This is a genomic window from Pseudomonas sp. StFLB209 (assembly GCF_000829415.1).
Classification (GTDB): Bacteria; Pseudomonadota; Gammaproteobacteria; order Pseudomonadales; family Pseudomonadaceae; genus Aquipseudomonas.
Map to the genome: position 1 here is coordinate 550246 of NZ_AP014637.1, position 20157 is coordinate 570402.

Consider the following 20157-nt stretch of genomic DNA (forward strand, 5'->3'; position numbering starts at 1 on the left):
CAAAACTTGATAGCGAGTGCCTGAGACTGTCTTTTCCGGTAGCATTCCCGCGAGTTCGAACCGCCTGGAATCCCCCATGTCCGACCGCCTGACCCTATTGCGTCCCGACGACTGGCACATTCACCTCCGTGACGGAGCTGTTTTGCCTCATACCGTCGCTGACGCCGCGCGCACGTTTGCCCGCGCGATCATCATGCCTAACCTGGTGCCGCCCGTACGCAATGCGCAGCAGGCCGATGCCTACCGCCAGCGGATTCTCGCAGCGCGCCCCGAGGGCAGCCGTTTCGAACCGCTGATGGTGCTGTACCTCACCGACCACACCACCGCTGACGATATCCGCGCCGCCAAAGCCAGTGGCTTCGTCCACGCGGCCAAGCTGTACCCAGCCGGCGCAACCACCAACTCCGACTCCGGTGTCACCAGCCTGGACAAGATCTCTGGTGCCCTGGAAGCCATGGCTGAGGTAGGTCTGCTGCTGCTGGTGCACGGCGAAGTGACGCGCAGCGAGATCGACGTGTTCGATCGCGAGAAGACCTTCATTGATGAACACCTGCGTAAGGTCGTCGAGCGCTATCCGACCCTTAAAGTGGTGTTCGAGCACATCACCACCGGCGACGCGGTGCAGTTCGTCAATGACGCCCCGGCCAACGTCGCGGCGACCATTACCGCCCATCACCTGCTGTATAACCGAAACCACATGCTGGTCGGCGGAATTCGTCCACATTTCTATTGCTTGCCGATCCTTAAACGCAACACCCATCAGGTGGCGTTGCTGGATGCCGCGACCAGTGGCAGTGGCAAGTTCTTCCTTGGCACTGACTCGGCGCCGCATGCCCAGCACGCCAAGGAAAATGCCTGTGGCTGCGCCGGCTGCTACACCGCCTATGCGGCCATCGAGATGTATGCCGAGGCGTTCGAGCAGCGCAATGCGCTGGACAAGCTCGAAGGCTTTGCCAGCCTGCATGGCCCGGCGTTTTACGGTCTGCCGGCCAACCAGGACACGATTACCCTGGTCCGTGAAGAATGGACCGCCCCGACCAGCCTGCCGTTCGGTGAGCTGGCTGTCATCCCGCTGCGCGCCGGTGAAAAACTGCGCTGGCGCCTGCTGGAGAACGATGCGTGAGTGACGATCATTTCGACGACGATCTGGATGCTCCGACGGGGGGTGGTTCGCGCCACCCCATGGCCGCTCGTTTCCGCGGCTATCTGCCTGTAGTGGTCGATGTCGAAACCGGCGGTTTCAACGCCGCCACCGATGCCCTGCTGGAAATCGCCGCGACCACCATCGGTATGGACGAAAAAGGCTTCGTGTTCCCTGAGCACACCTATTTCTTCCGTGTCGAGCCTTTCGAGGGCGCCAACATCGAAGCCGCGGCCTTGGAGTTCACCGGGATCAAGCTGGACCACCCGCTGCGCATGGCCGTCAGTGAAGAAACCGCCCTGACCGACATCTTTCGTGGGGTGCGCAAAGCGCTCAAGGCCAATGGCTGCAAGCGCGCGGTGTTGGTCGGCCACAACGCCAGTTTTGACCTGGGCTTTTTGAACGCCGCCGTGGCGCGCCTGGACATGAAGCGCAATCCGTTTCATCCGTTTTCCAGCTTCGACACCGCGACGCTGGCTGGTCTGGCTTACGGTCAAACGGTACTGGCCAAGGCTTGCCAGGCGGCCGGCATCGACTTCGATGGCCGTGAAGCCCACTCGGCACGCTACGACACGGAAAAGACCGCCGACCTGTTCTGCGGCATTGTGAACCGCTGGAAAGATATGGGCGGCTGGCACGACTACGACGACTGAAAAGTCGCAGCCAATGCGCCGTCACTGACGGCGCATTACCCCCATTGTATGACCCGCCTGTGACAACCCCGAACCACTTATCGGGGCATCTTGTTAAAAGCCAAAACAATTTTGACAAGCATTCTCATTACGATTAATCTGCCTCGCAACCAGCATCACACAGCGATGGTTCGAGCTTATGTACGTTTGTCTTTGCCTTGGCGTCACCGACGGCAAAATCCGCGATGCGATCTTCGAAGGCTGCTGCAGCTACCGCGATGTCCGTGAGACTCTCGGCGTTGGAACTCAATGTGGCAAGTGTGCATGCCTTGCCAAGCAAGTGGTCCGCGAGACGCTGACCGAAATCCAGAGCAGCCAGGCTGCACTGGCCTACCCCGCAGAATTTTCTGCCGCGTAATTAACGCCTTTTTATCAAACCGGACCCAGCGTCCGGTTTTTTTATGCCTGTAATTCAATTACTTAACGGCAAAATGCAGAACTCAAACATTCTTATTCAGATTTAAATTCACTTATTATTCAATAACTTAGGTTTGACAGTACACTGAGTGCGGATCAAACTCGCCGCCTATAGACATTAGCCTGCGGCAGGAAACCAACATGAAAGGCGACATTACAGTCATTCAGCACCTCAACAAGATCCTCGGTAACGAGCTGGTCGCCATCAACCAATACTTCCTGCACGCCCGTATGTACGAAGATTGGGGCCTGAATAAACTCGGCAAACACGAGTACCGCGAATCGATCGACGAGATGAAACACGCTGACAAGATCATCAAGCGTATTTTGTTTCTCGAAGGCATTCCGAACCTGCAAGACCTGGGCAAAATCCTGATTGGCGAGCACACCAAGGAAATGCTTGAGTGCGACCTGAAGATCGAGAAAAAAGGCCTGGCCGATCTGAAAGCCGCCATCGCTCATTTCGAAACCGTCGGTGACTACGGCAGCCGTGAACTGCTCGAAGACATTCTGGAGTCGGAAGAGGAGCACATCGACTGGCTGGAAACCCAGCTGGGCCTGATCGACAAGATCGGTATCGAGAACTACCTGCAATCGCAGATGGGCGAAGAATAAGCCCTCAGGCTGTTCTACCTGCCAGCAAAAAGCCCCGCCTGTATGACAGAGCGGGGCTTTTTTTGGCGCATTCAGCGAGGACGATCAGCCCTTGGCTTTATCTGCGGCCTGCTTGATCAGGGTCTGCAGCTCGCCCTTTTCGAACATCTCGATGACGATGTCGCTGCCGCCGACCAGTTCACCGTCGACCCACAGTTGCGGGAAGGTCGGCCAGTTGGCGTACTTGGGCAGGTTGGCGCGGATTTCAGGATTCTGCAGGATGTCGACGTAGGCGAACTTCTCACCACACTGCATGACTGCCTGGGACGCTTTGGCCGAAAAGCCACATTGTGGCGCGTTCGGAGCGCCTTTCATGTAAAGCAGGATTGTGTTGTTGGCAATCTGCTCTTTGATCGTTTCAATGATATCCATGAAGCACCTCGGCTGAACTTTCCGACTCAGTTGTCGGCACGGTGGCACATTGTAACGGAAAGCCGAAGACAGCGCTCGGTCTTGAGGCGCTGCTGTGCGTTCAGCAGAATATTTTGAACAAGCGGGTGCAGTGCGGTGTAACGCAATCCTTGCCTGCCCGGCTGCCGTGCCTCACTGGCGAGTCGACTCAATTGCCGATCGGCGTGACCTTGCGTTGCATCTGGATTTCTGCAACGGTCTCGATCTGCTCCTGGGCGACAGGTACACCGGTCAGGTCGCCGATCAGGCGCCAGTGCTCGTCCAGGCCGGAACTGATGGTCGCCATGCGGTCGATCATGCGCCGCCCCGCCGCCCGGGTGACCTCGTCTTCACTGCGCAGCAGTTCAAAAGACATGGACGTCATGGAGGCTGTCAGATGCGTCAGGGTCCGGGCAGTCAGGCCCAGAAGCTCCGTTAGTTGACGTTCCTTTGAGTTCATCCGAAAAACCCTCGTGTAATCTGTCTGCTTTTATAACTCAGGGCCGACACTAAAGATACGAGCCATCTTAGCACCGCGTGAAGCACATCGCATTCACGGTGATGACATATAGCCACCTACGTTTTTGGCGACTCCGGTTGCGACAGGCAAGCGCCTGCTTTTGTTGCGGATATTGCAAAACACCAAGAGCCCGGTGTACAACTGATCTCTTTGCCCCCCAACAAAATGGACGGAACTGATTTCTCCCTCGGTCAACGCCTTCCCATGACCCCGACGGGCCACAGATCAAGCCAAAATACACTCAAACCCTTATAAATCAACGGCGCCGTTGCGATGCTGCGACATTTTTTTATACCATCGCGCCTTCCCTATTTCGTCGCTCAATGCGGCTTTCGCTGTAGATCTCGTCCGTTTTCCCGATAAAAACCGGTTTGGACAGCTACGGTCTGTTGCAAAAAAGGTAGTCAATAATGAACGCCAGGCACTTTCTCTCGATGATGGATTACACCCCAGACGAACTGCTGGGCTTGATCCGTCGTGGCGTAGAGCTCAAAGACCTGCGAAATCGCGGCGTGCTTTTCGAACCCTTGAAGAACCGGGTGCTGGGGATGATTTTCGAAAAATCCTCGACACGTACCCGTCTTTCCTTCGAGGCCGGCATGATCCAGCTGGGTGGCCAGGCCATCTTTCTGTCTCATCGCGACACCCAACTGGGCCGCGGCGAGCCTATTTCTGACAGCGCCAAGGTCATGTCGCGCATGCTCGACGCGGTCATGATCCGCACGTACGCCCACAGCAACCTGACCGAGTTTGCCGCCAACTCCCGCGTGCCGGTGATCAATGGTCTGTCCGATGATCTGCACCCGTGCCAGTTGCTCGCCGACATGCAGACCTATCTGGAACACCGCGGCTCGATCAAGGGCAAGACCGTGGCCTGGATCGGCGACGGCAACAACATGTGCAACAGCTATATAGAAGCGGCCATCCAGTTCGACTTCCAGCTGCGCGTCGCCTGCCCGTCGGGCTACGAGCCAAACCCGGACTTCCTGGCACTGGCCGGTGACCGCGTCCAGGTGCTGCGCGATCCGAAAGAAGCCGTGGCCGGTGCGCATCTGGTAAGCACCGATGTCTGGACCTCGATGGGTCAAGAAGAGGAAACCGCACGCCGCCTGGCACTGTTTGCACCTTATCAGGTCACCCGTGAGCTGCTCGACCTGGCGGCCCCGGACGTGCTGTTCATGCATTGCCTGCCGGCGCACCGTGGCGAGGAAATCAGCGCCGACGTGCTCGACGACCCCCGCGCCGTGGCCTGGGACCAGGCAGAGAACCGCCTGCACGCGCAGAAGGCCTTGCTGGAGTTTCTGGTCGCACCGTCGTTCAAGCCATGAGCCAGCCACTGCTGCTGAACCTGCGCAATCTGGCCTGCGGCTATCAGAATCAACGGGTGGTGCAGGACCTGGACCTGCACCTGAACGTTGGCGATATCGGTTGCCTGCTGGGCTCTTCGGGTTGCGGCAAGACCACCACATTGCGTGCGATAGCCGGCTTCGAGCCGGTCCATGCCGGCGAAATCAGCTTGGGCGGTGATGTGATTTCCCGACCCGGCTTTACCCTCGCACCAGAGAAACGCCGGATCGGCATGGTGTTTCAGGACTACGCCCTGTTTCCGCACCTGACCGTTGCGCAAAACATCGGCTTCGGCATCAACAAGCACCCGCGGCTGAATCAGGTTATCGACGAACTGCTCGAGCTGGTCAACCTCGGCTCACTCGGCAAGCGCTACCCCCACGAACTGTCCGGCGGCCAGCAACAACGCGTGGCGCTGGCCCGCGCCCTGGCCCCCGAACCGCAGCTGCTGCTGCTCGATGAGCCGTTTTCCAACCTGGATGTAGAGTTGCGTCGGCGCCTGAGCCACGAAGTGCGCGATATCCTCAAGACCCGCGGCACCAGTGCGATTCTGGTCACCCACGACCAGGAAGAAGCCTTCGCGGTAAGCGATCATATCGGCGTCTTCAAGGAAGGCCGTCTGGAGCAATGGGACACGCCGTACAACCTGTACCACGAACCCCGCACGCCTTATGTGGCAAGCTTCATTGGCCAGGGCTACTTCATCCGCGGCCAGTTGCTCGATCATGAGTCGATCAGTACCGAATTGGGCATTCTGCGCGGCAACCGTGCCTACCCCGGCGTCTCGGGCAGCGCGGTAGAGGTTCTGCTACGCCCGGACGATATCGTCCATGCGCCTGATGGTGCGCTGAAGGCAAAGGTCACTGGCCGCACCTTCCAGGGAGCCTCGACCCTCTATAGCCTGCAACTGGCCACCGGCACCCAGCTCGAAGCGCTGTTTCCCAGCCACATCGACTACAGCACGGGCGCTGAGGTGGGCATTCGTGTGGCCGCCGAGCACCTGGTGGCGTTCCCGGCTGCTGGCTCCGTCGCCACCCACGCCATCACCCCGTAGGAGCGGCTTCAGCCGCGAAGGATCCCGGCTAACCGACCGCTAATGTGCTGGTTTTACCGGCCCTTTCGCGAGCAAGCTCGCTCCCACACAAGCAGCAGCGCTTACCAAGCTGGCGCGAAAAGCCCCTTCCTTCAGGTGGGGGAAAGCGCCACCGCGAAGCGGTCATAGGGGTTAAGATCCATAAAACCGCCCTATCCTGTGTTTCATGACTGAAATGAAAGCGACCAGAACCCTCAAGATTCGAGTGCGAGATAAGCATGCAGCGCAGCTGCGTGAAGCTTCTCGTGCTGTGAATTTTGTGTGGAACTACGTAAACGAGTTGAGCAGTCGCTCGATTCGTGAGCGTGGTCGTTTTCTGTCGGCGTTCGACATTCACAAGTACACCAACGGGGCCGGCAAAGACCTGAGCCTGCACAGCCAATCGGTGCAGGCTGTTGCCGACGAATATGTCACACGGCGCAAGCAATTCAAAAAGCGCCAGCTACGCTGGCGTTGCTCGGGCGGCGCTCGGCGCAGTCTGGGTTGGCTGCCCTTCAAGGTCGGCGCTGCTGTCTGGAAAAACGGCCAGGTCGTCTTCAACAGACAGCACTTCAAGGTCTGGGACAGCTACGGCCTGGCGGGCTTTAAATTCAGATCCGGCAGCTTCAACGAGGACAGCCGTGGACGCTGGTATTTCAACGTCGTGGTCGAGGTCGACCGGCAGTTATCGCCAGGCCAGGACGCGGTGGGTATCGACCTCGGACTGAAAACCACGGCCACCTGCAGCGACGGTGATCGCCTTGAAAGCGGCAGGTTCTACCGGGATCTGGAGAGCACCCTGGGCACGGCCCAGCGGGCCGGCAAGAAGGCCCGTGTACGGGCGATTCACGCCAGGATTGCGAACCGCCGCAAGGATTGCCTGCATAAGTTCAGCAACGCGCTGGTAGCGCGTTGTGGCGTCATTGTGGTGGGCGATGTGAACTCACTGAAACTCGCGAAAACCAGGATGGCCAAGTCGGTGCTGGACGCCGGCTGGGGCCAATTGAAAACCATGCTGGAATACAAATGCGATCACGCAGGCACGGTTTTCAAGGTTGTCAGCGAGAGAAACACCACCCAAACCTGTTCGAGCTGCAAGCAATTGCCGGACTCGAGGCCCAGAGGTATCGCAGGGCTTGGAATAAGGGAATGGACTTGTTGTGGGTGCGGTGCCACCCACGACCGCGACGTCAACGCCGCAAAGAACATTCTCGCGCTCGGGCATGAGCGTCCAGTTGTGGGAATCCCCGCCCTTTAGGGCGGGGAGGATGTCAAATTAGCCGCGACCGATGGCCGCGAACTGTGCCTGGGTCTGCTCCGCCAGCGCCGCAGCACTCAGTTCGACCTCCAGCCCCCGCCGCCCGGCACTGACAAACACCGTCTCGAACGGCCGGGCGCTGTCATCGATAAAGGTCCGCAGGCGCTTCTTCTGGCCCAGCGGGCTGATGCCCCCCAACAGATACCCCGTTGAACGCTGCGCGGCTGCCGGGTCGGCCATTTCCGCTTTCTTGATCCCGGCAGCCGACGCCAGGGCTTTTAAATCCAGCGTGCCGGCCACCGGCACCACCGCCACCAACAGCTCACCTTTTTCACTGCTGGCCAATAGCGTCTTGAACACCCGGGCGGCCTCCAGCCCCAGTTTCTCAACCGCTTCCAGACCGTAAGACGCCGCCTTCGGATCATGCTCATAGCTATGAATCCGGTGTTCGATGCGGTTCTTTTTCAGCAAATCCAGTGCAGGGGTCATGGTCACTCCAGAGCGGTTCAGGGCGAGCGCCACTTTAAGCCAAAAACACAAAAACAGCCGCTGTTACAAATCAATCTCGCAAGGCTGAAGCCCTGATTTTTCCTACAACATCAGTCGATATTGCACAGGGCATAAACGACAAATGTCAGTCATCGTTCAATTTCGACCTTTGACAGCGCAAAACTGTGGCTATATTTTCATTTGCGAATATTGTCGAACATTCAGTTTACGGCATGCGCATCATTTACAAGACTTTACGGGGTCCTGACTTACTCACTCTTTCGACAAACCACTGCTCTTCATGAGCCAGAACAAGAACGAGGTTTGCATGACAGTCCAGATACAACAACCCAGCCTGGCCGGCCAATGCACCGCCGAATTTCTCGGCACTGCCCTTATGCTGTTCTTCGGTACCGGTTGTGTGGCAGCGCTCAAGGTGGCGGGTGCCAGCTTTGGTCTTTGGGAAATCAGCATCATCTGGGGCATGGCGGTCAGCATGGGGATCTACCTGAGTGCCGGCATCTCCGGGGCTCACCTCAATCCCGCCGTCAGCATTGCCCTGAGCCTGTTTGCCGGTTTTGAAAAAAAGAAACTGCCGTTCTACATCGGTGCACAGCTCGCCGGTGCCTTCTGCGGTGCCGGGCTGGTCTACCTGCTGTACATCAGCCTGTTTTTCGACTTCGAAAACGCCCAGCAAATGGTTCGCGGCAGCGCCGAGAGCCTGCAACTGGCGGCGGTGTTCTCGACCTACCCGAACCCGGCAATTTCCACCGGCCAGGCCTTTCTGGTCGAGGTGGTGATCACCTGTGTGCTGATGGCGGTCATCATGGCGCTGGTCGACGATAACAATGGCCTGCGACGCGGCCCGATGGCGCCCTTGCTGATCGGCCTGCTGGTGGCGGTGATCGGCAGCGCCATGGGTCCGCTGACCGGCTTCGCGATGAACCCGGCCCGGGATCTGGGGCCCAAGCTGATGACATTCTTTGCCGGCTGGGGCGACATCGCCTTTACCGGCGGGCGTGATATTCCGTACTTTCTGGTCCCGTTGTTCGCTCCCATTCTGGGCGCCTGCCTCGGCGCCGCCGGTTACCGGTTGCTGGTTGCCCGCCATCTGCCAGGCAACGAGCAGCAACAACCAGCCAGCAAGAAGATCAGCGCCAAGGCCCATACGTCTTCCTGACCCCATTCACCTGCTCAAGGCAATCGACATGACTGACGTACAGAACAAGAACTACATCATTGCCCTCGATCAAGGCACCACCAGTTCCAGGGCAATCATTCTGGATCGCAACGCCAATGTGGTGAGTTCCGCGCAGATCGAATTCACCCAGCACTATCCGCAGGCCGGCTGGGTCGAGCATGACCCGATGGAGATTTACGCTACCCAGAGCGCCTGCATGACCAAAGCGCTGGCCCAGGCTAACCTGCAGGCCTCGCAAGTCGCCGCCATCGGCATCACCAACCAGCGTGAAACCACTGTCGTGTGGGAAAAGGACACCGGCCGGCCGATCTACAATGCGGTGGTCTGGCAATGCCGACGCAGCACTGAGATCTGCCAGCAGCTCAAACGTGACGGCCTGGAAGACTACATCCGCGAGACCACCGGGTTGGTGATCGATCCGTATTTCTCCGGCACCAAACTCAAGTGGATCCTCGACCATGTCGAAGGCAGCCGGGAGCGGGCGCGCAAGGGTGAGTTGCTGTTCGGCACCGTTGACAGCTGGCTGATCTGGAAGCTCACTGGCGGCGAGGTGCATGTCACCGATTACACCAACGCCTCACGGACCATGCTGTTCGATATCCATAATCTGCGCTGGGACCCGCGCATGCTCGAAGTGCTGGATATCCCCGAGCAGATGCTTGCGCAGGTCAAAGGCTCATCGCACGTCTACGGTCAGACCCGCAGCGGCATCCCCATTGCGGGCATTGCCGGTGATCAGCAGGCCGCACTGTTCGGCCAGATGTGCGTTGAACCGGGTCAAGCCAAGAACACCTACGGCACCGGTTGCTTCCTGCTGATGAACACCGGCAGCACCGCGGTGCGCTCGACCCATGGCCTGCTGACCACCATCGGCTGCGGACCGCGCGGCGAGGTGGCCTATGCTCTGGAAGGCGCGGTGTTCAACGGCGGCTCTACCGTACAGTGGCTGCGCGACGAACTGAAAGTGGTCAACGATGCACTGGACACCGAGTACTTTGCCAGCAAGGTCAAGGACAGCAACGGGGTCTATCTGGTCCCGGCCTTTACCGGGCTGGGAGCACCGTACTGGGACCCTTATGCACGCGGCGCGCTGTTCGGCCTGACCCGCGGGGTGAAGATCGACCACATCATCCGCGCCACGCTCGAGTCGATTGCCTTCCAGACCCGCGACGTACTCGATGCGATGCAGCAGGATGCCGGCGAACGGCTCAAATCCCTTCGGGTCGACGGCGGCGCGGTCACCAACAATTTCCTGATGCAGTTCCAGGCGGACATTCTCGGCACCCACGTTGAACGACCGCACATGCGTGAAAGCACTGCGTTGGGCGCCGCCTTCCTTGCCGGGCTGGCCACCGGTTTCTGGAGCAACCTGGACGAACTGCGCGACCGCACCGGTATCGAGCGGGTATTTACCCCCGACATGCCTGACGCCCAGCGCGCCCAGCACTATGCAGGCTGGAAGAAGGCCGTGGAGCGCACCCGCGACTGGGCGCCACACGACCCAGCTGATTGAAGCCACGACAAAGGCGGCTGACAGGCGGGGTACGGCTGGTTCATCATGACGCCATTTGCACCAGGCGCCTGAAGGAAAACAATGAACCTGCCTCCCCGCCAGAAACAGACCCTCGAACTGGTCCGCGAACGTGGCTACGTCAGTATCGAGGAACTGGCCACTCTGTTCGTCGTCACGCCGCAGACCATTCGCCGTGACATCAACCAATTGGCGGAACTGAACCTGCTGCGCCGCTACCATGGCGGCGCGGCTTATGATTCGAGTATCGAAAACACCGCCTACGCCATGCGCGCCGACCAGATGCGTGACGAGAAACAGCGCATCGCCGAAGCAGTGGCCGCGCTGATCCCGGATAACGCCTCGTTGTTTATCAATATCGGCACCACCACCGAAAGCATCGCCCGTGCCCTGCTCAATCACAACAACCTGAAAATCATCACCAACAACCTCCATGTGGCGGCGACGCTGAGCGCCAAGGATGATTTCGAAGTGCTGGTCGCAGGCGGCAATGTGCGCCGTGACGGCGGTGTGGTCGGCCAGGCCAGTGTCGATTTCATCAGCCAGTTCAAGGTCGACTTTGCCTTGATCGGCATCAGTGGCATCGATGAAGACGGTAGCCTGCTGGATTTCGACTACCAGGAGGTGCGCGGCTCCCAAGCCATGATCGGCAACGCTCGCCAGGTCATCCTCGCCGCAGACTCCAGCAAGTTCGGCCGCAACGCCATGGTCCGCCTCGGGCCGATCAGCCTGATTGATTGCCTGGTCACCGACCAGGCGCCGGTGCCGGCACTGCATCAGTTGCTCAACCAGCATAAGGTTCGCCTGGAAGTGGTCTGAGCCTTGTCGTTCGAGCCGGCCGACGATTGCCCCATCGGCCGAGCTGATTGTTCGTTTTTGTTCCTTTTTATTTTCAAACCTGGTTATTTCATCAGACCCAACTGGATCATGGCATTTTGTTGCGCTATTATTTTCGAAAATGAACATAAATGTTCGATTTCAGACTTAGCGCCATCGTCCTGTATCCCGGAGGCCACCCATGACCGACCTGAACGCACCCACTGCATCGCCCGCCCCGATCTACGATATCGCCGTCATCGGTGGCGGCATCAACGGTGTCGGTATCGCCGCCGATGCCGCGGGCCGCGGCCTGTCGGTGTTGCTTTGCGAACAGGACGACCTGGCCAGCCACACCTCCTCGGCCAGCAGCAAGCTGATCCACGGCGGGCTGCGGTATCTGGAACACTATGAGTTTCGCCTCGTGCGTGAGGCGTTGGCCGAACGCGAAGTACTGCTGGGCAAGGCGCCGCATATCGTCAAGCCGATGCGCTTTGTGTTGCCGCACCGTCCGCATCTGCGTCCGACGTGGATGATCCGTGCCGGCATGTTCCTCTATGACCACTTGGGCAAACGCGAGAAGCTGCCGGCTTCGCGCAGCCTGCGCTTCGGTGCCGACAGCCCGCTCAAGCCGGCCATCAAACAGGGTTTCGAATACTCTGACTGCTGGGTCGACGATGCCCGGCTGGTGGTGCTCAATGCCATGGCAGCCCGGGAAAACGGTGCGCAGATCCATACCCGCACCCGCTGCGTGGACGCCAAACGCATTGACGGGCTATGGCAGGTCAACCTGCAGGACCGGCATGGCAGGAGCTTTTCGATTCACGCCAGGGCACTGGTCAACGCCGCCGGCCCCTGGGTGGCAAAACTGCTGCGCGAAGACCTCAAGGTGCAATCGCCCTACGGCATTCGGCTGATTCAGGGCAGCCACTTGATCGTACCGAAGCTCTATGAAGGCGATAACGCGTTCATTCTGCAAAACGAAGACAAACGCATCGTCTTCACCATTCCTTATCTGGATCAGTTCACCCTGGTCGGCACCACCGACCGCGAGTACCTGGGTGACCCGGCCAAAGTGAAAATCACCGATGAGGAAACGGACTACATCCTCAAAGTGGCCAATGATCATTTCAATCGCCAGTTGAGCCGCGCGGATGTCCTGCATACCTATTCCGGCGTGCGTCCGCTGTGCAACGACGAGTCGGACAATCCGTCGGCCATCACCCGCGACTATACCCTGGCGCTCAGTGGCGCCAGTGGCGAGGCGCCGGTGCTGTCGGTGTTCGGTGGCAAGCTGACCACTTACCGCAAGTTGGCCGAGTCGGCCATGGCGCAACTGGCCCCCTGGTTTACTCAAATGAAACCGGCATGGACCGCCAACGCCCCGCTGCCAGGAGGCGAACAGCCGATCAGCAGCGAGCAGCTGATTGCCCGCTTTGACTGGCTGCCCGAACAGATTGCCCGCCGCTGGGCACGCACTTACGGCAGCCGTAGCTGGCAGGTGCTGGACGGCGCGCAGAGCCTGGCAGATTTGGGTGAACACTTCGGTGCCGGGCTGTATGAACGGGAAGTCGAATACCTGTGCAATCAGGAATGGGTGACCTGCGCTGATGACATTCTGCGCCGGCGCACCAAGCTGGGCCTGTTCACCACGGCCAGCGAACAAGCCGCGTTAAAAGCGTGGCTGGACGCGCGCTACGCATCGAGCCCTGCCGCAGCCTGACCCCTCCCCCCCAGGGCTTGCCAGCGCAAGCCCTCAGCCGCTCTCTCCCCGACTCGACGGGTCACGCGCCGTGAAAAACATTCGGATTTCCGAACGCGCGCGTTGTCTGAATTCGGCTTCCCGGACGTTCAACCACCGTCAAGAAGCCGAAACAATAAATTAATCCCTTTAAAATCAATTGGATAGCCATTCGCCACGGTCTGGCACGACTCATGCTCTACACTCCATGTCGACCGCTTCAACATCCAGGCGCGTGTCTAGCAAGAGGCGCCGTTGAAGCTTTCGTTGAACATATGACTGACGCCAGATCAGCCGTCCAAATAAAAAATGAAGTCGAGGAATCACTGATGCGTATCGTTCCCCAGTTGTTGGGCGCAGCCATTGCTGCCGCTCTGATCAGTACTCCAGTCAGCGCCGCTGAACTCACCGGCACACTGAAGAAAATCAAAGACTCCGGCACCATCACTCTCGGTCACCGTGACGCGTCCATTCCGTTCTCTTACATCGCGGACGCTTCTGGCAAACCGGTTGGCTACTCCCACGATCTGCAACTGGCCGTCGTTGAAGCGGTCAAGAAGCAGCTCGACGTACCGAACCTGAACGTCAAGTACAACCTGGTCACCTCGCAGACCCGTATCCCGCTGGTCCAGAACGGCACCGTCGACCTGGAATGCGGTTCGACCACCAACAACGCCGAACGCGCCCAGCAGGTCGATTTCTCGGTCGGCATCTTCGAGATCGGTACTCGTCTGCTGTCCAAGAAAGATTCCAGCTACAAAGACTTCGATGACCTCAAGGGCAAGAACGTGGTGACCACCGCCGGTACCACCTCCGAGCGCATCATCAAAGCCATGAACGCCGACAAGCAGATGGGCATGAACGTCATCTCGGCCAAGGACCACGGCGAGTCCTTCCAGATGCTCGAATCGGGTCGTGCCGTAGCCTTCATGATGGATGACGCCCTGCTGGCCGGCGAAATGGCCAAGGCCAAGAAGCCAACTGACTGGGAAGTCACCGGTACCGCGCAATCCTACGAAATCTACGGCTGCATGGTCCGCAAAGGCGACGAAGCCTTCAAGAAAGCGGTCGATGACGCCATTGTCGCGCTGTACAAATCCGGCGAGATCAACAAGATCTACGCCAAGTGGTTTGAGTCGCCAATCCCGCCAAAAGGCCTGAACCTGAACTTCCCGATGAGCGATGAGCTGAAAAAACTGATCGCCGAGCCTAACGACAAGCCAGCCCCGGAAAAAAAGGCCTGACCGGTCGCTGACCTTCCGGGCGGCCTGCATGGCCGCCCGGGACAGCTCATTCACACGCAGCAGCAATGATCCAACGTCAATGGTTGACGTGCATTCGCCTGAAAGGATTCGAGCACCACGCATGCGTGCATCTCGATCGACATCGAACAAGAGGGGGAGACCCTGATGAATTACAACTGGGACTGGAGTGTGTTCTTCAAGTCCACGGGCATTGGTGACGAGATCTATCTGGACTGGTTCATTTCCGGTCTGGGCTGGACCATCGGCATCGCGCTCGTCGCCTGGATCATCGCACTGACCCTGGGATCGGTGCTGGGGATCATGCGTACGCTGCCCAATCGTTTCCTGTCGGGCATCGCCACAGCTTATGTGGAAATTTTCCGTAATGTACCGCTGCTCGTGCAGCTGTTCATGTGGTACTTCCTGGTGCCAGACCTGCTGCCTGAAGGCCTGCAGGAGTGGTACAAGCAAGACCTCAACCCCACCACCTCGGCCTTCATCAGCGTGGTGATCTGCCTGGGTCTGTTCACCGCCGCGCGGGTCTGTGAACAGGTGCGTACCGGTATCGAAGCGCTGCCGCGTGGCCAGGAATCGGCCGCACGGGCCATGGGTTTCAGGCTGTCGCAGATCTACTGGAACGTCCTGCTGCCGCAAGCCTACCGGATCATCATTCCGCCGCTCACCTCGGAATTCTTGAACGTGTTCAAGAACTCTTCGGTGGCCTCGCTGATCGGCCTGATGGAACTGCTGGCGCAAACCAAACAGACCGCCGAGTTCTCGGCCAACCTGTTCGAAGCCTTCACCCTGGCGACCCTGATCTACTTCACTCTGAACATGAGCCTGATGCTGCTGATGCGCCTGATCGAGAAGAAAGTAGCGGTGCCCGGCCTGATTTCCGTAGGGGGTAAATGATGGATTTCAGTGGAATCATCCCTGCCCTGCCGGGCCTGTGGAACGGCATGCTCATGACCCTGCAACTGATGGCGCTGGGTATCGTCGGCGGTATCGCCCTGGGTACCGTGCTGGCCCTGATGCGACTGGGCTCGAACAAGATTCTGGCCAATATCGCCGGCGCCTACGTCAACTACTTCCGCTCGATCCCGCTGCTGCTGGTGATCACCTGGTTCTACCTGGCGGTGCCGTTCGTGCTGCGCTGGATCACCGGCGAAGACACGCCAATCGGTGCGTTCACCTCCTGCGTCATCGCATTCATGATGTTTGAGGCGGCTTACTTCTGTGAAATCGTCCGCGCCGGTGTGCAGTCGATCTCCAAGGGGCAGATGGGCGCTGCCAAGGCGCTGGGCATGACCTACGGGCAGATGATGCGCCTGATCATTCTGCCGCAGGCGTTCCGCAAGATGACCCCGCTGCTGCTGCAGCAGAGCATCATCCTGTTCCAGGACACCTCGCTGGTCTACGCCGTCGGTCTGGTGGACTTCCTCAATGCTGCCCGCGCCAATGGCGACATTATTGGCCGCGCCAATGAGTTCCTGGTTTTCGCCGGTCTTGTGTACTTCACGATCAGCTTCGCCGCCTCGTTCCTGGTGAAGCGTCTGCAAAAAAGGTTCGCCGTATGATTACCATCAAAAATGTTAACAAGTGGTATGGGGATTTCCAGGTTCTGACCGATTGCAGCACCGACGTCAAAAAGGGCGAAGTGGTGGTGGTCTGCGGCCCGTCCGGTTCCGGCAAATCGACGCTGATCAAGTGCGTGAACGCCCTGGAGCCATTCCAGAAAGGCGACATCGTGGTCGATGGCACCTCCATCGCCGATCCGAAGACCAACCTGCCGAAACTGCGTTCGCGGGTCGGCATGGTGTTCCAGCATTTCGAACTGTTCCCGCACCTGTCGATTGTCGACAACCTGACCATCGCACAGATCAAGGTATTGGGTCGCAGCAAGGAAGAGGCCACCAAAAAAGGCCTGCAACTGCTTGAGCGCGTGGGCCTGTCGGCACATGCCAACAAGCACCCTGGGCAACTGTCCGGCGGCCAGCAACAGCGTGTGGCGATTGCCCGGGCGTTGGCCATGGACCCGATCGTGATGCTGTTCGACGAGCCGACCTCGGCGCTGGACCCGGAAATGGTCAACGAAGTGCTCGACGTGATGGTGCAACTGGCCCACGAAGGCATGACCATGATGTGCGTAACCCACGAGATGGGCTTTGCCCGCAAGGTTGCCGACCGGGTGATCTTCATGGACAAAGGCCAGATCATTGAAGACTGCGCCAAGGAAGAGTTCTTTGGTGACGTGAGCGCACGCTCCGAGCGCACTCAGCAGTTCCTCGCCAAGATCCTGCAACACTAAGCAAAGCCAGCGACCGGCTACCTGTACGCTACGGGTAGCTGGCCGCGTTGGGACGACTGTGATGAAATGCGACCCCTCTCTTTATCGCGCTGCTCCGCCATCACTCGCCGTGAAACCCCGTCTGATCCGTCAACTGTTTCTGCCGCCGCTGATCCTTATCCTGGTCATCGCTATGGGCTATGGCGCTTATCGGGTCAGTGAGCATTACGGCATCCAGAACCTCAGCGAAAGTGGCGCCCGCCAGCTGGAACTGCATGCCCGCACAGTTGAGAGCGAGATCAGCAAGTACACCTATCTGCCCAGCATTCTGGAACTCGAAGACAGCGTCGGCCAGTTGCTTACCGAACCCACCCCGCAATTGCAGAACCAGGTCAACAGTTACCTGGAAGGCCTGAACCGCCGCAGCCGCAGTCGCGCCATCTATGTGCTGGACACCACCGGACGGGTCATGGCCACCAGCAACTGGCGCGACAGCGACAGCTATCAGGGTGAAGACCTGTCGTTTCGCGCCTACTTTCAGGATGCCGTGCGCGGCCAGCCCGGACGCTTCTATGGGATCGGCACGACGATTGGCGAGTCAGGTTATTACCTGGCCCACGGCCTGGAAGACAAAGGCCGGATCATTGGCGTGGCCGTCGTCAAGGTACGCCTGGAAACCCTTGAAGAACGCTGGCAACGCGCCCGCCTGGAAGCCTTCGTCAGCGATGAGAACGGCATCATCATTCTCTCCAGCGACCCGGCCCGGCGGCTCAAATCGGTCCGCCCGCTGACCCCGACCATCAAGGAGCGCCTGGCACGCAGCCTGCAATATTACTGGTGGCCGCTCAATGAGCTGGTGCCGCTGGAACGCCAGAGCCTGACCGAAGGGGTCGAAGAGCTAACCTTCCCGGCCAACGCCAGTGTCGACCGCGAACACACCCAGGTCAGCTACCTGGCCCAGACCCGGCCATTGAGTGATACCCCTTGGCACCTGACCTTGCTCACGCCGCTGGAAGACCTGCGCCGCGAAGCCGCCAACCAGGGCATGCTGGTGGCGGTGGCCTGCGCGCTGGTGACCTTCCTGCTGATTGCCTGGAACGAGCGACGCAAGGTGATCGCCACCCGGCTGGCCGCCCGTGAGGCGCTGGAGGCTGCCAACGACGAGCTGGAACGCAAGATCACCGAACGCACCGAACACCTGCGCGCCAGCAACGAACGCCTCAAGGCGCAGATCCGGGAGCGGCGCCAGGCTGAAGAAACCCTGCGCAAAGCCCAGGACGAACTGGTCCAGGCCGGCAAACTGGCAGCCATCGGTCAGATGTCCACCAGCATTGCCCATGAACTGAATCAGCCACTGGCCGCCTTGCGCACCCTGTCGGGCAACACCGTTCGGTTCCTCGAACGTGGCGCCCTGGACACCGCTACCACCAACCTGCGCACCATCAATGACCTGGTCGACCGCATGGGCCGTATCACCGCCAGCCTGCGTGCTTTCGCCCGACGCGGCGAAGACAAAGGCCAGGCGCAACTGGACAAGGCCGTGGACGCGGCCCTGCAATTGCTGGCCGGACGCCTGGAAACCAGCCCGGTCAAACTGCACCGCGACCTGGCCGAGGCCACCCTGGGTATCGACCAGACCCGCCTGGAGCAGATTCTGGTCAACCTGATCGGTAACGCGGTGGATGCCATGCAGGCGCAGCCACAAGCCGAACTGTGGCTGGTCGGCCAGGTGGTCGATCAGCGCTATCGCCTGAGCGTGCGTGACAACGGCCCCGGCGTCGATCCCGAGGCACGTCGGCACCTGTTCGAGCCGTTTTTCACCACCAAACCGGGCGACCAGGGTCTGGGCTTGGGCCTGACCCTGTCGGCCAGCCTGGCCGCCGCTGCCGGCGGCAGCCTGAGCGCCGAACACCCCGACGATGGCGGCGCGCTGTTTATCCTCAGCCTGCCGTTGCTTGACCACCCGGCCGGCCAACCCGACCCGTACGCGTCTACCTGAGAGCACTGCCATGAACATCAATCACAACCTGACAGTGCTGATCGTCGAAGACGACCCCCATGTGCTACTGGGCTGCCAACAGGCACTGGCCCTGGAAGACATCGCCAGCGAAGGCGTGGGCAGCGCAGAAGAAGCCCTGGCGCGGGTCGGCAGCGACTTTGCCGGTATCGTCATCAGCGATATCCGCCTGCCAGGCATCAATGGCCTGGAACTGCTGGAACGACTCAAGGCCATCGACGCCAGCCTGCCGGTGGTGCTGATTACCGGCCATGGCGATATCACCATGGCGGTCAATGCCATGCGCGATGGCGCCTACGATTTCATGGAAAAGCCCTTCTCTCCCGAACGGCTGGTGGACGTCACGCGCCGGGCACTGGAGCAACGCGGCCTGGCCCGCGAGGTCTGGGCGTTGCGTCGGCAACTGGCCGAGCGCGACAGCCTGGAAGGCAAAATCATCGGCCGCTCACCGGCCATGCATAACCTGCGCGAGCTGATCGCCAACGTGGCCGATACCTGTGCCAACGTGCTGATTGAAGGCGAGACCGGCACCGGTAAAGAACTGGTCGCCCGTTGCCTGCACGACTTCAGCCGGCGCCGTGACCATCAATTCGTGGCGCTGAACTGCGGTGGCCTGGCCGAGAGCCTGTTCGAGTCAGAGATTTTCGGTCACGAAGCCAACGCCTTCACCGGCGCCGGCAAACGACGGATCGGCAAGATCGAGCATGCGCACAAGGGCACACTGTTTCTCGATGAAGTCGAAAGCATGCCGATCCCGTTGCAGATCAAGCTGCTGCGGGTCTTGCAGGAACGTACCCTGGAGCGGCTGGGTTCGAACCAGGCAGTCGAGGTGGACTGCCGGGTGATCGCCGCCACCAAGTTCGATCTTGATGTGTCGAGCAGGGCCGGGCAGTTTCGCAGCGACCTGTATTACCGGCTCAACGTAGTGACTCTGGAGTTGCCGCCACTGCGCGAGCGCCGCGAGGATATTCTGCAACTGTTCGAGCACTTCCTGCAGTTGTCGGCGCTGCGCTTTGATCGCGAGCCACGCGCCATTGACCGCCAGACGTTGTCGAGTTTGATGAGCCATGACTGGCCAGGCAATGTGCGGGAACTGCGCAACGTCGCCGAACGTTATGCATTGGGCCTGCCGGCGTTCAAAAACAGCAGCAGCCGCGATGCGGAAAGCCCGCGCCTGAGCTTTGCCGAAGCCGTGGAAGCCTTTGAGCGGAACATGCTCAGCGAAGCCTTGCAGCACAGCGGCGGCAATCTCAGCCAGGCCAGCCAGGAGCTGGGCATGGCCAAAACGACGCTGTTCGACAAGGTTAAGAAGTACGGGCTGTAAAGGCAGTGGCAAGCTT

The 20157-nt window shown here is 59.6% G+C and carries 20 protein-coding genes; 17 read left to right on the forward strand and 3 right to left on the reverse strand.

The features are described from left to right. Nucleotides 1-76 precede the first annotated feature (76 nt). From pyrC to bfr, 4 genes are all read left to right on the forward strand, one after another. Complete coding sequence (pyrC, locus tag PSCI_RS02490; RefSeq protein WP_045482399.1) at nt 77-1123, forward strand: dihydroorotase; 1047 nt, start codon at nt 77-79, stop codon at nt 1121-1123. Then, the gene (gene rnt, locus PSCI_RS02495; RefSeq protein WP_045482402.1) at nt 1120-1794 is read left to right on the forward strand and encodes a ribonuclease T; all 675 of its coding nucleotides are present in this window, start codon (nt 1120-1122) and stop codon (nt 1792-1794) included. Before pyrC ends, rnt begins: the two co-directional genes overlap by 4 nt. A 178-nt stretch (nt 1795-1972) precedes the next feature. Further along, nucleotides 1973-2191 (forward strand): bacterioferritin-associated ferredoxin, encoded by a 219-nt coding sequence (locus PSCI_RS02500; protein ID WP_045482405.1) that lies wholly within the window; start codon nt 1973-1975, stop codon nt 2189-2191. 200 nt (nt 2192-2391) lie between these two features. Next, nucleotides 2392-2865, forward strand: a complete 474-nt coding sequence (bfr, locus tag PSCI_RS02505; RefSeq protein WP_045482408.1) for a bacterioferritin — start codon at nt 2392-2394, stop codon at nt 2863-2865. A gap of 84 nt (nt 2866-2949) precedes the next feature. Here bfr and grxD read toward each other — a convergent pair whose 3' ends face one another. Both grxD and PSCI_RS02515 read right to left on the reverse strand, forming a co-directional pair. Next, a complete protein-coding gene (gene grxD, locus PSCI_RS02510) occupies nt 2950-3276 on the reverse strand; it encodes a Grx4 family monothiol glutaredoxin (RefSeq protein WP_045482411.1) in 327 nt (108 codons plus the stop codon). A 187-nt stretch (nt 3277-3463) separates the two neighbouring features. Next, complete coding sequence (locus PSCI_RS02515; protein WP_045482415.1) at nt 3464-3754, reverse strand: hypothetical protein; 291 nt, start codon at nt 3752-3754, stop codon at nt 3464-3466. Nucleotides 3755-4224: 470 nt separating this feature from the next. On the opposite strand from PSCI_RS02515, the gene argF reads away from it, so the two are divergent. The 3 genes from argF to PSCI_RS02530 all read left to right on the forward strand — a co-directional run bounded on the left by argF (nt 4225) and on the right by PSCI_RS02530 (nt 7491). Next, entirely contained in the window at nt 4225-5142 is a 918-nt protein-coding gene (gene argF / locus PSCI_RS02520) for an ornithine carbamoyltransferase (RefSeq protein ID WP_045482417.1), read from the forward strand. After that, entirely contained in the window at nt 5139-6215 is a 1077-nt protein-coding gene (locus tag PSCI_RS02525) for an ABC transporter ATP-binding protein (RefSeq protein WP_045482420.1), read from the forward strand. The genes argF and PSCI_RS02525 overlap by 4 nt, the downstream gene beginning before the upstream one ends. Nucleotides 6216-6429: 214 nt before the next feature. Beyond that, nucleotides 6430-7491 carry an RNA-guided endonuclease InsQ/TnpB family protein gene (locus PSCI_RS02530; protein ID WP_045482421.1) on the forward strand — a complete coding sequence of 354 codons (1062 nt, stop codon included), beginning with the start codon at nt 6430-6432 and terminating at the stop codon, nt 7489-7491. An 18-nt stretch (nt 7492-7509) separates the two neighbouring features. Here the strand turns inward: PSCI_RS02530 and ybaK are convergent, their stop codons facing one another. After that, nucleotides 7510-7980, reverse strand: coding sequence for a Cys-tRNA(Pro) deacylase (gene ybaK, locus PSCI_RS02535; protein WP_045482423.1), 471 nt, complete (start codon nt 7978-7980; stop codon nt 7510-7512). A gap of 328 nt (nt 7981-8308) precedes the next feature. Between ybaK and PSCI_RS02540 the strand changes: the two genes are divergently transcribed. From PSCI_RS02540 to PSCI_RS02585, 10 genes are all read left to right on the forward strand, one after another. Then, nucleotides 8309-9160: an MIP/aquaporin family protein gene (locus PSCI_RS02540; RefSeq protein WP_045482425.1), complete on the forward strand. Its 852-nt coding sequence runs from the start codon at nt 8309-8311 to the stop codon at nt 9158-9160. 28 nt (nt 9161-9188) lie between these two features. Next, a complete protein-coding gene (gene glpK, locus PSCI_RS02545; RefSeq protein WP_045482427.1) occupies nt 9189-10694 on the forward strand; it encodes a glycerol kinase GlpK in 1506 nt (501 codons plus the stop codon). 81 nt (nt 10695-10775) lie between these two features. Beyond that, entirely contained in the window at nt 10776-11531 is a 756-nt protein-coding gene (locus PSCI_RS02550) for a DeoR/GlpR family transcriptional regulator (protein WP_045482429.1), read from the forward strand. A gap of 199 nt (nt 11532-11730) precedes the next feature. Next, the gene (glpD, locus tag PSCI_RS02555) at nt 11731-13251 is read left to right on the forward strand and encodes a glycerol-3-phosphate dehydrogenase (protein WP_045482432.1); all 1521 of its coding nucleotides are present in this window, start codon (nt 11731-11733) and stop codon (nt 13249-13251) included. Nucleotides 13252-13598: 347 nt separating this feature from the next. Next, a complete protein-coding gene (locus PSCI_RS02560; protein WP_045482434.1) occupies nt 13599-14513 on the forward strand; it encodes a glutamate/aspartate ABC transporter substrate-binding protein in 915 nt (304 codons plus the stop codon). A 165-nt stretch (nt 14514-14678) separates the two neighbouring features. Further along, the gene (locus PSCI_RS02565; protein WP_045482436.1) at nt 14679-15425 is read left to right on the forward strand and encodes an amino acid ABC transporter permease; all 747 of its coding nucleotides are present in this window, start codon (nt 14679-14681) and stop codon (nt 15423-15425) included. After that, nucleotides 15422-16090, forward strand: a complete 669-nt coding sequence (locus PSCI_RS02570) for an amino acid ABC transporter permease (RefSeq protein ID WP_045482439.1) — start codon at nt 15422-15424, stop codon at nt 16088-16090. The genes PSCI_RS02565 and PSCI_RS02570 overlap by 4 nt, the downstream gene beginning before the upstream one ends. Further along, on the forward strand, nt 16087-16821 hold the full coding sequence (locus PSCI_RS02575; protein WP_045482442.1) for an amino acid ABC transporter ATP-binding protein: 735 nt from the start codon (nt 16087-16089) through the stop codon (nt 16819-16821). Before PSCI_RS02570 ends, PSCI_RS02575 begins: the two co-directional genes overlap by 4 nt. Nucleotides 16822-16882: 61 nt before the next feature. Continuing rightward, nucleotides 16883-18799 (forward strand): sensor histidine kinase, encoded by a 1917-nt coding sequence (locus PSCI_RS02580; RefSeq protein ID WP_045482445.1) that lies wholly within the window; start codon nt 16883-16885, stop codon nt 18797-18799. Between the two features lie 10 nt (nt 18800-18809). Continuing rightward, nucleotides 18810-20141, forward strand: a complete 1332-nt coding sequence (locus PSCI_RS02585; protein ID WP_045482448.1) for a sigma-54-dependent transcriptional regulator — start codon at nt 18810-18812, stop codon at nt 20139-20141. Nucleotides 20142-20157: the final 16 nt, after the last annotated feature.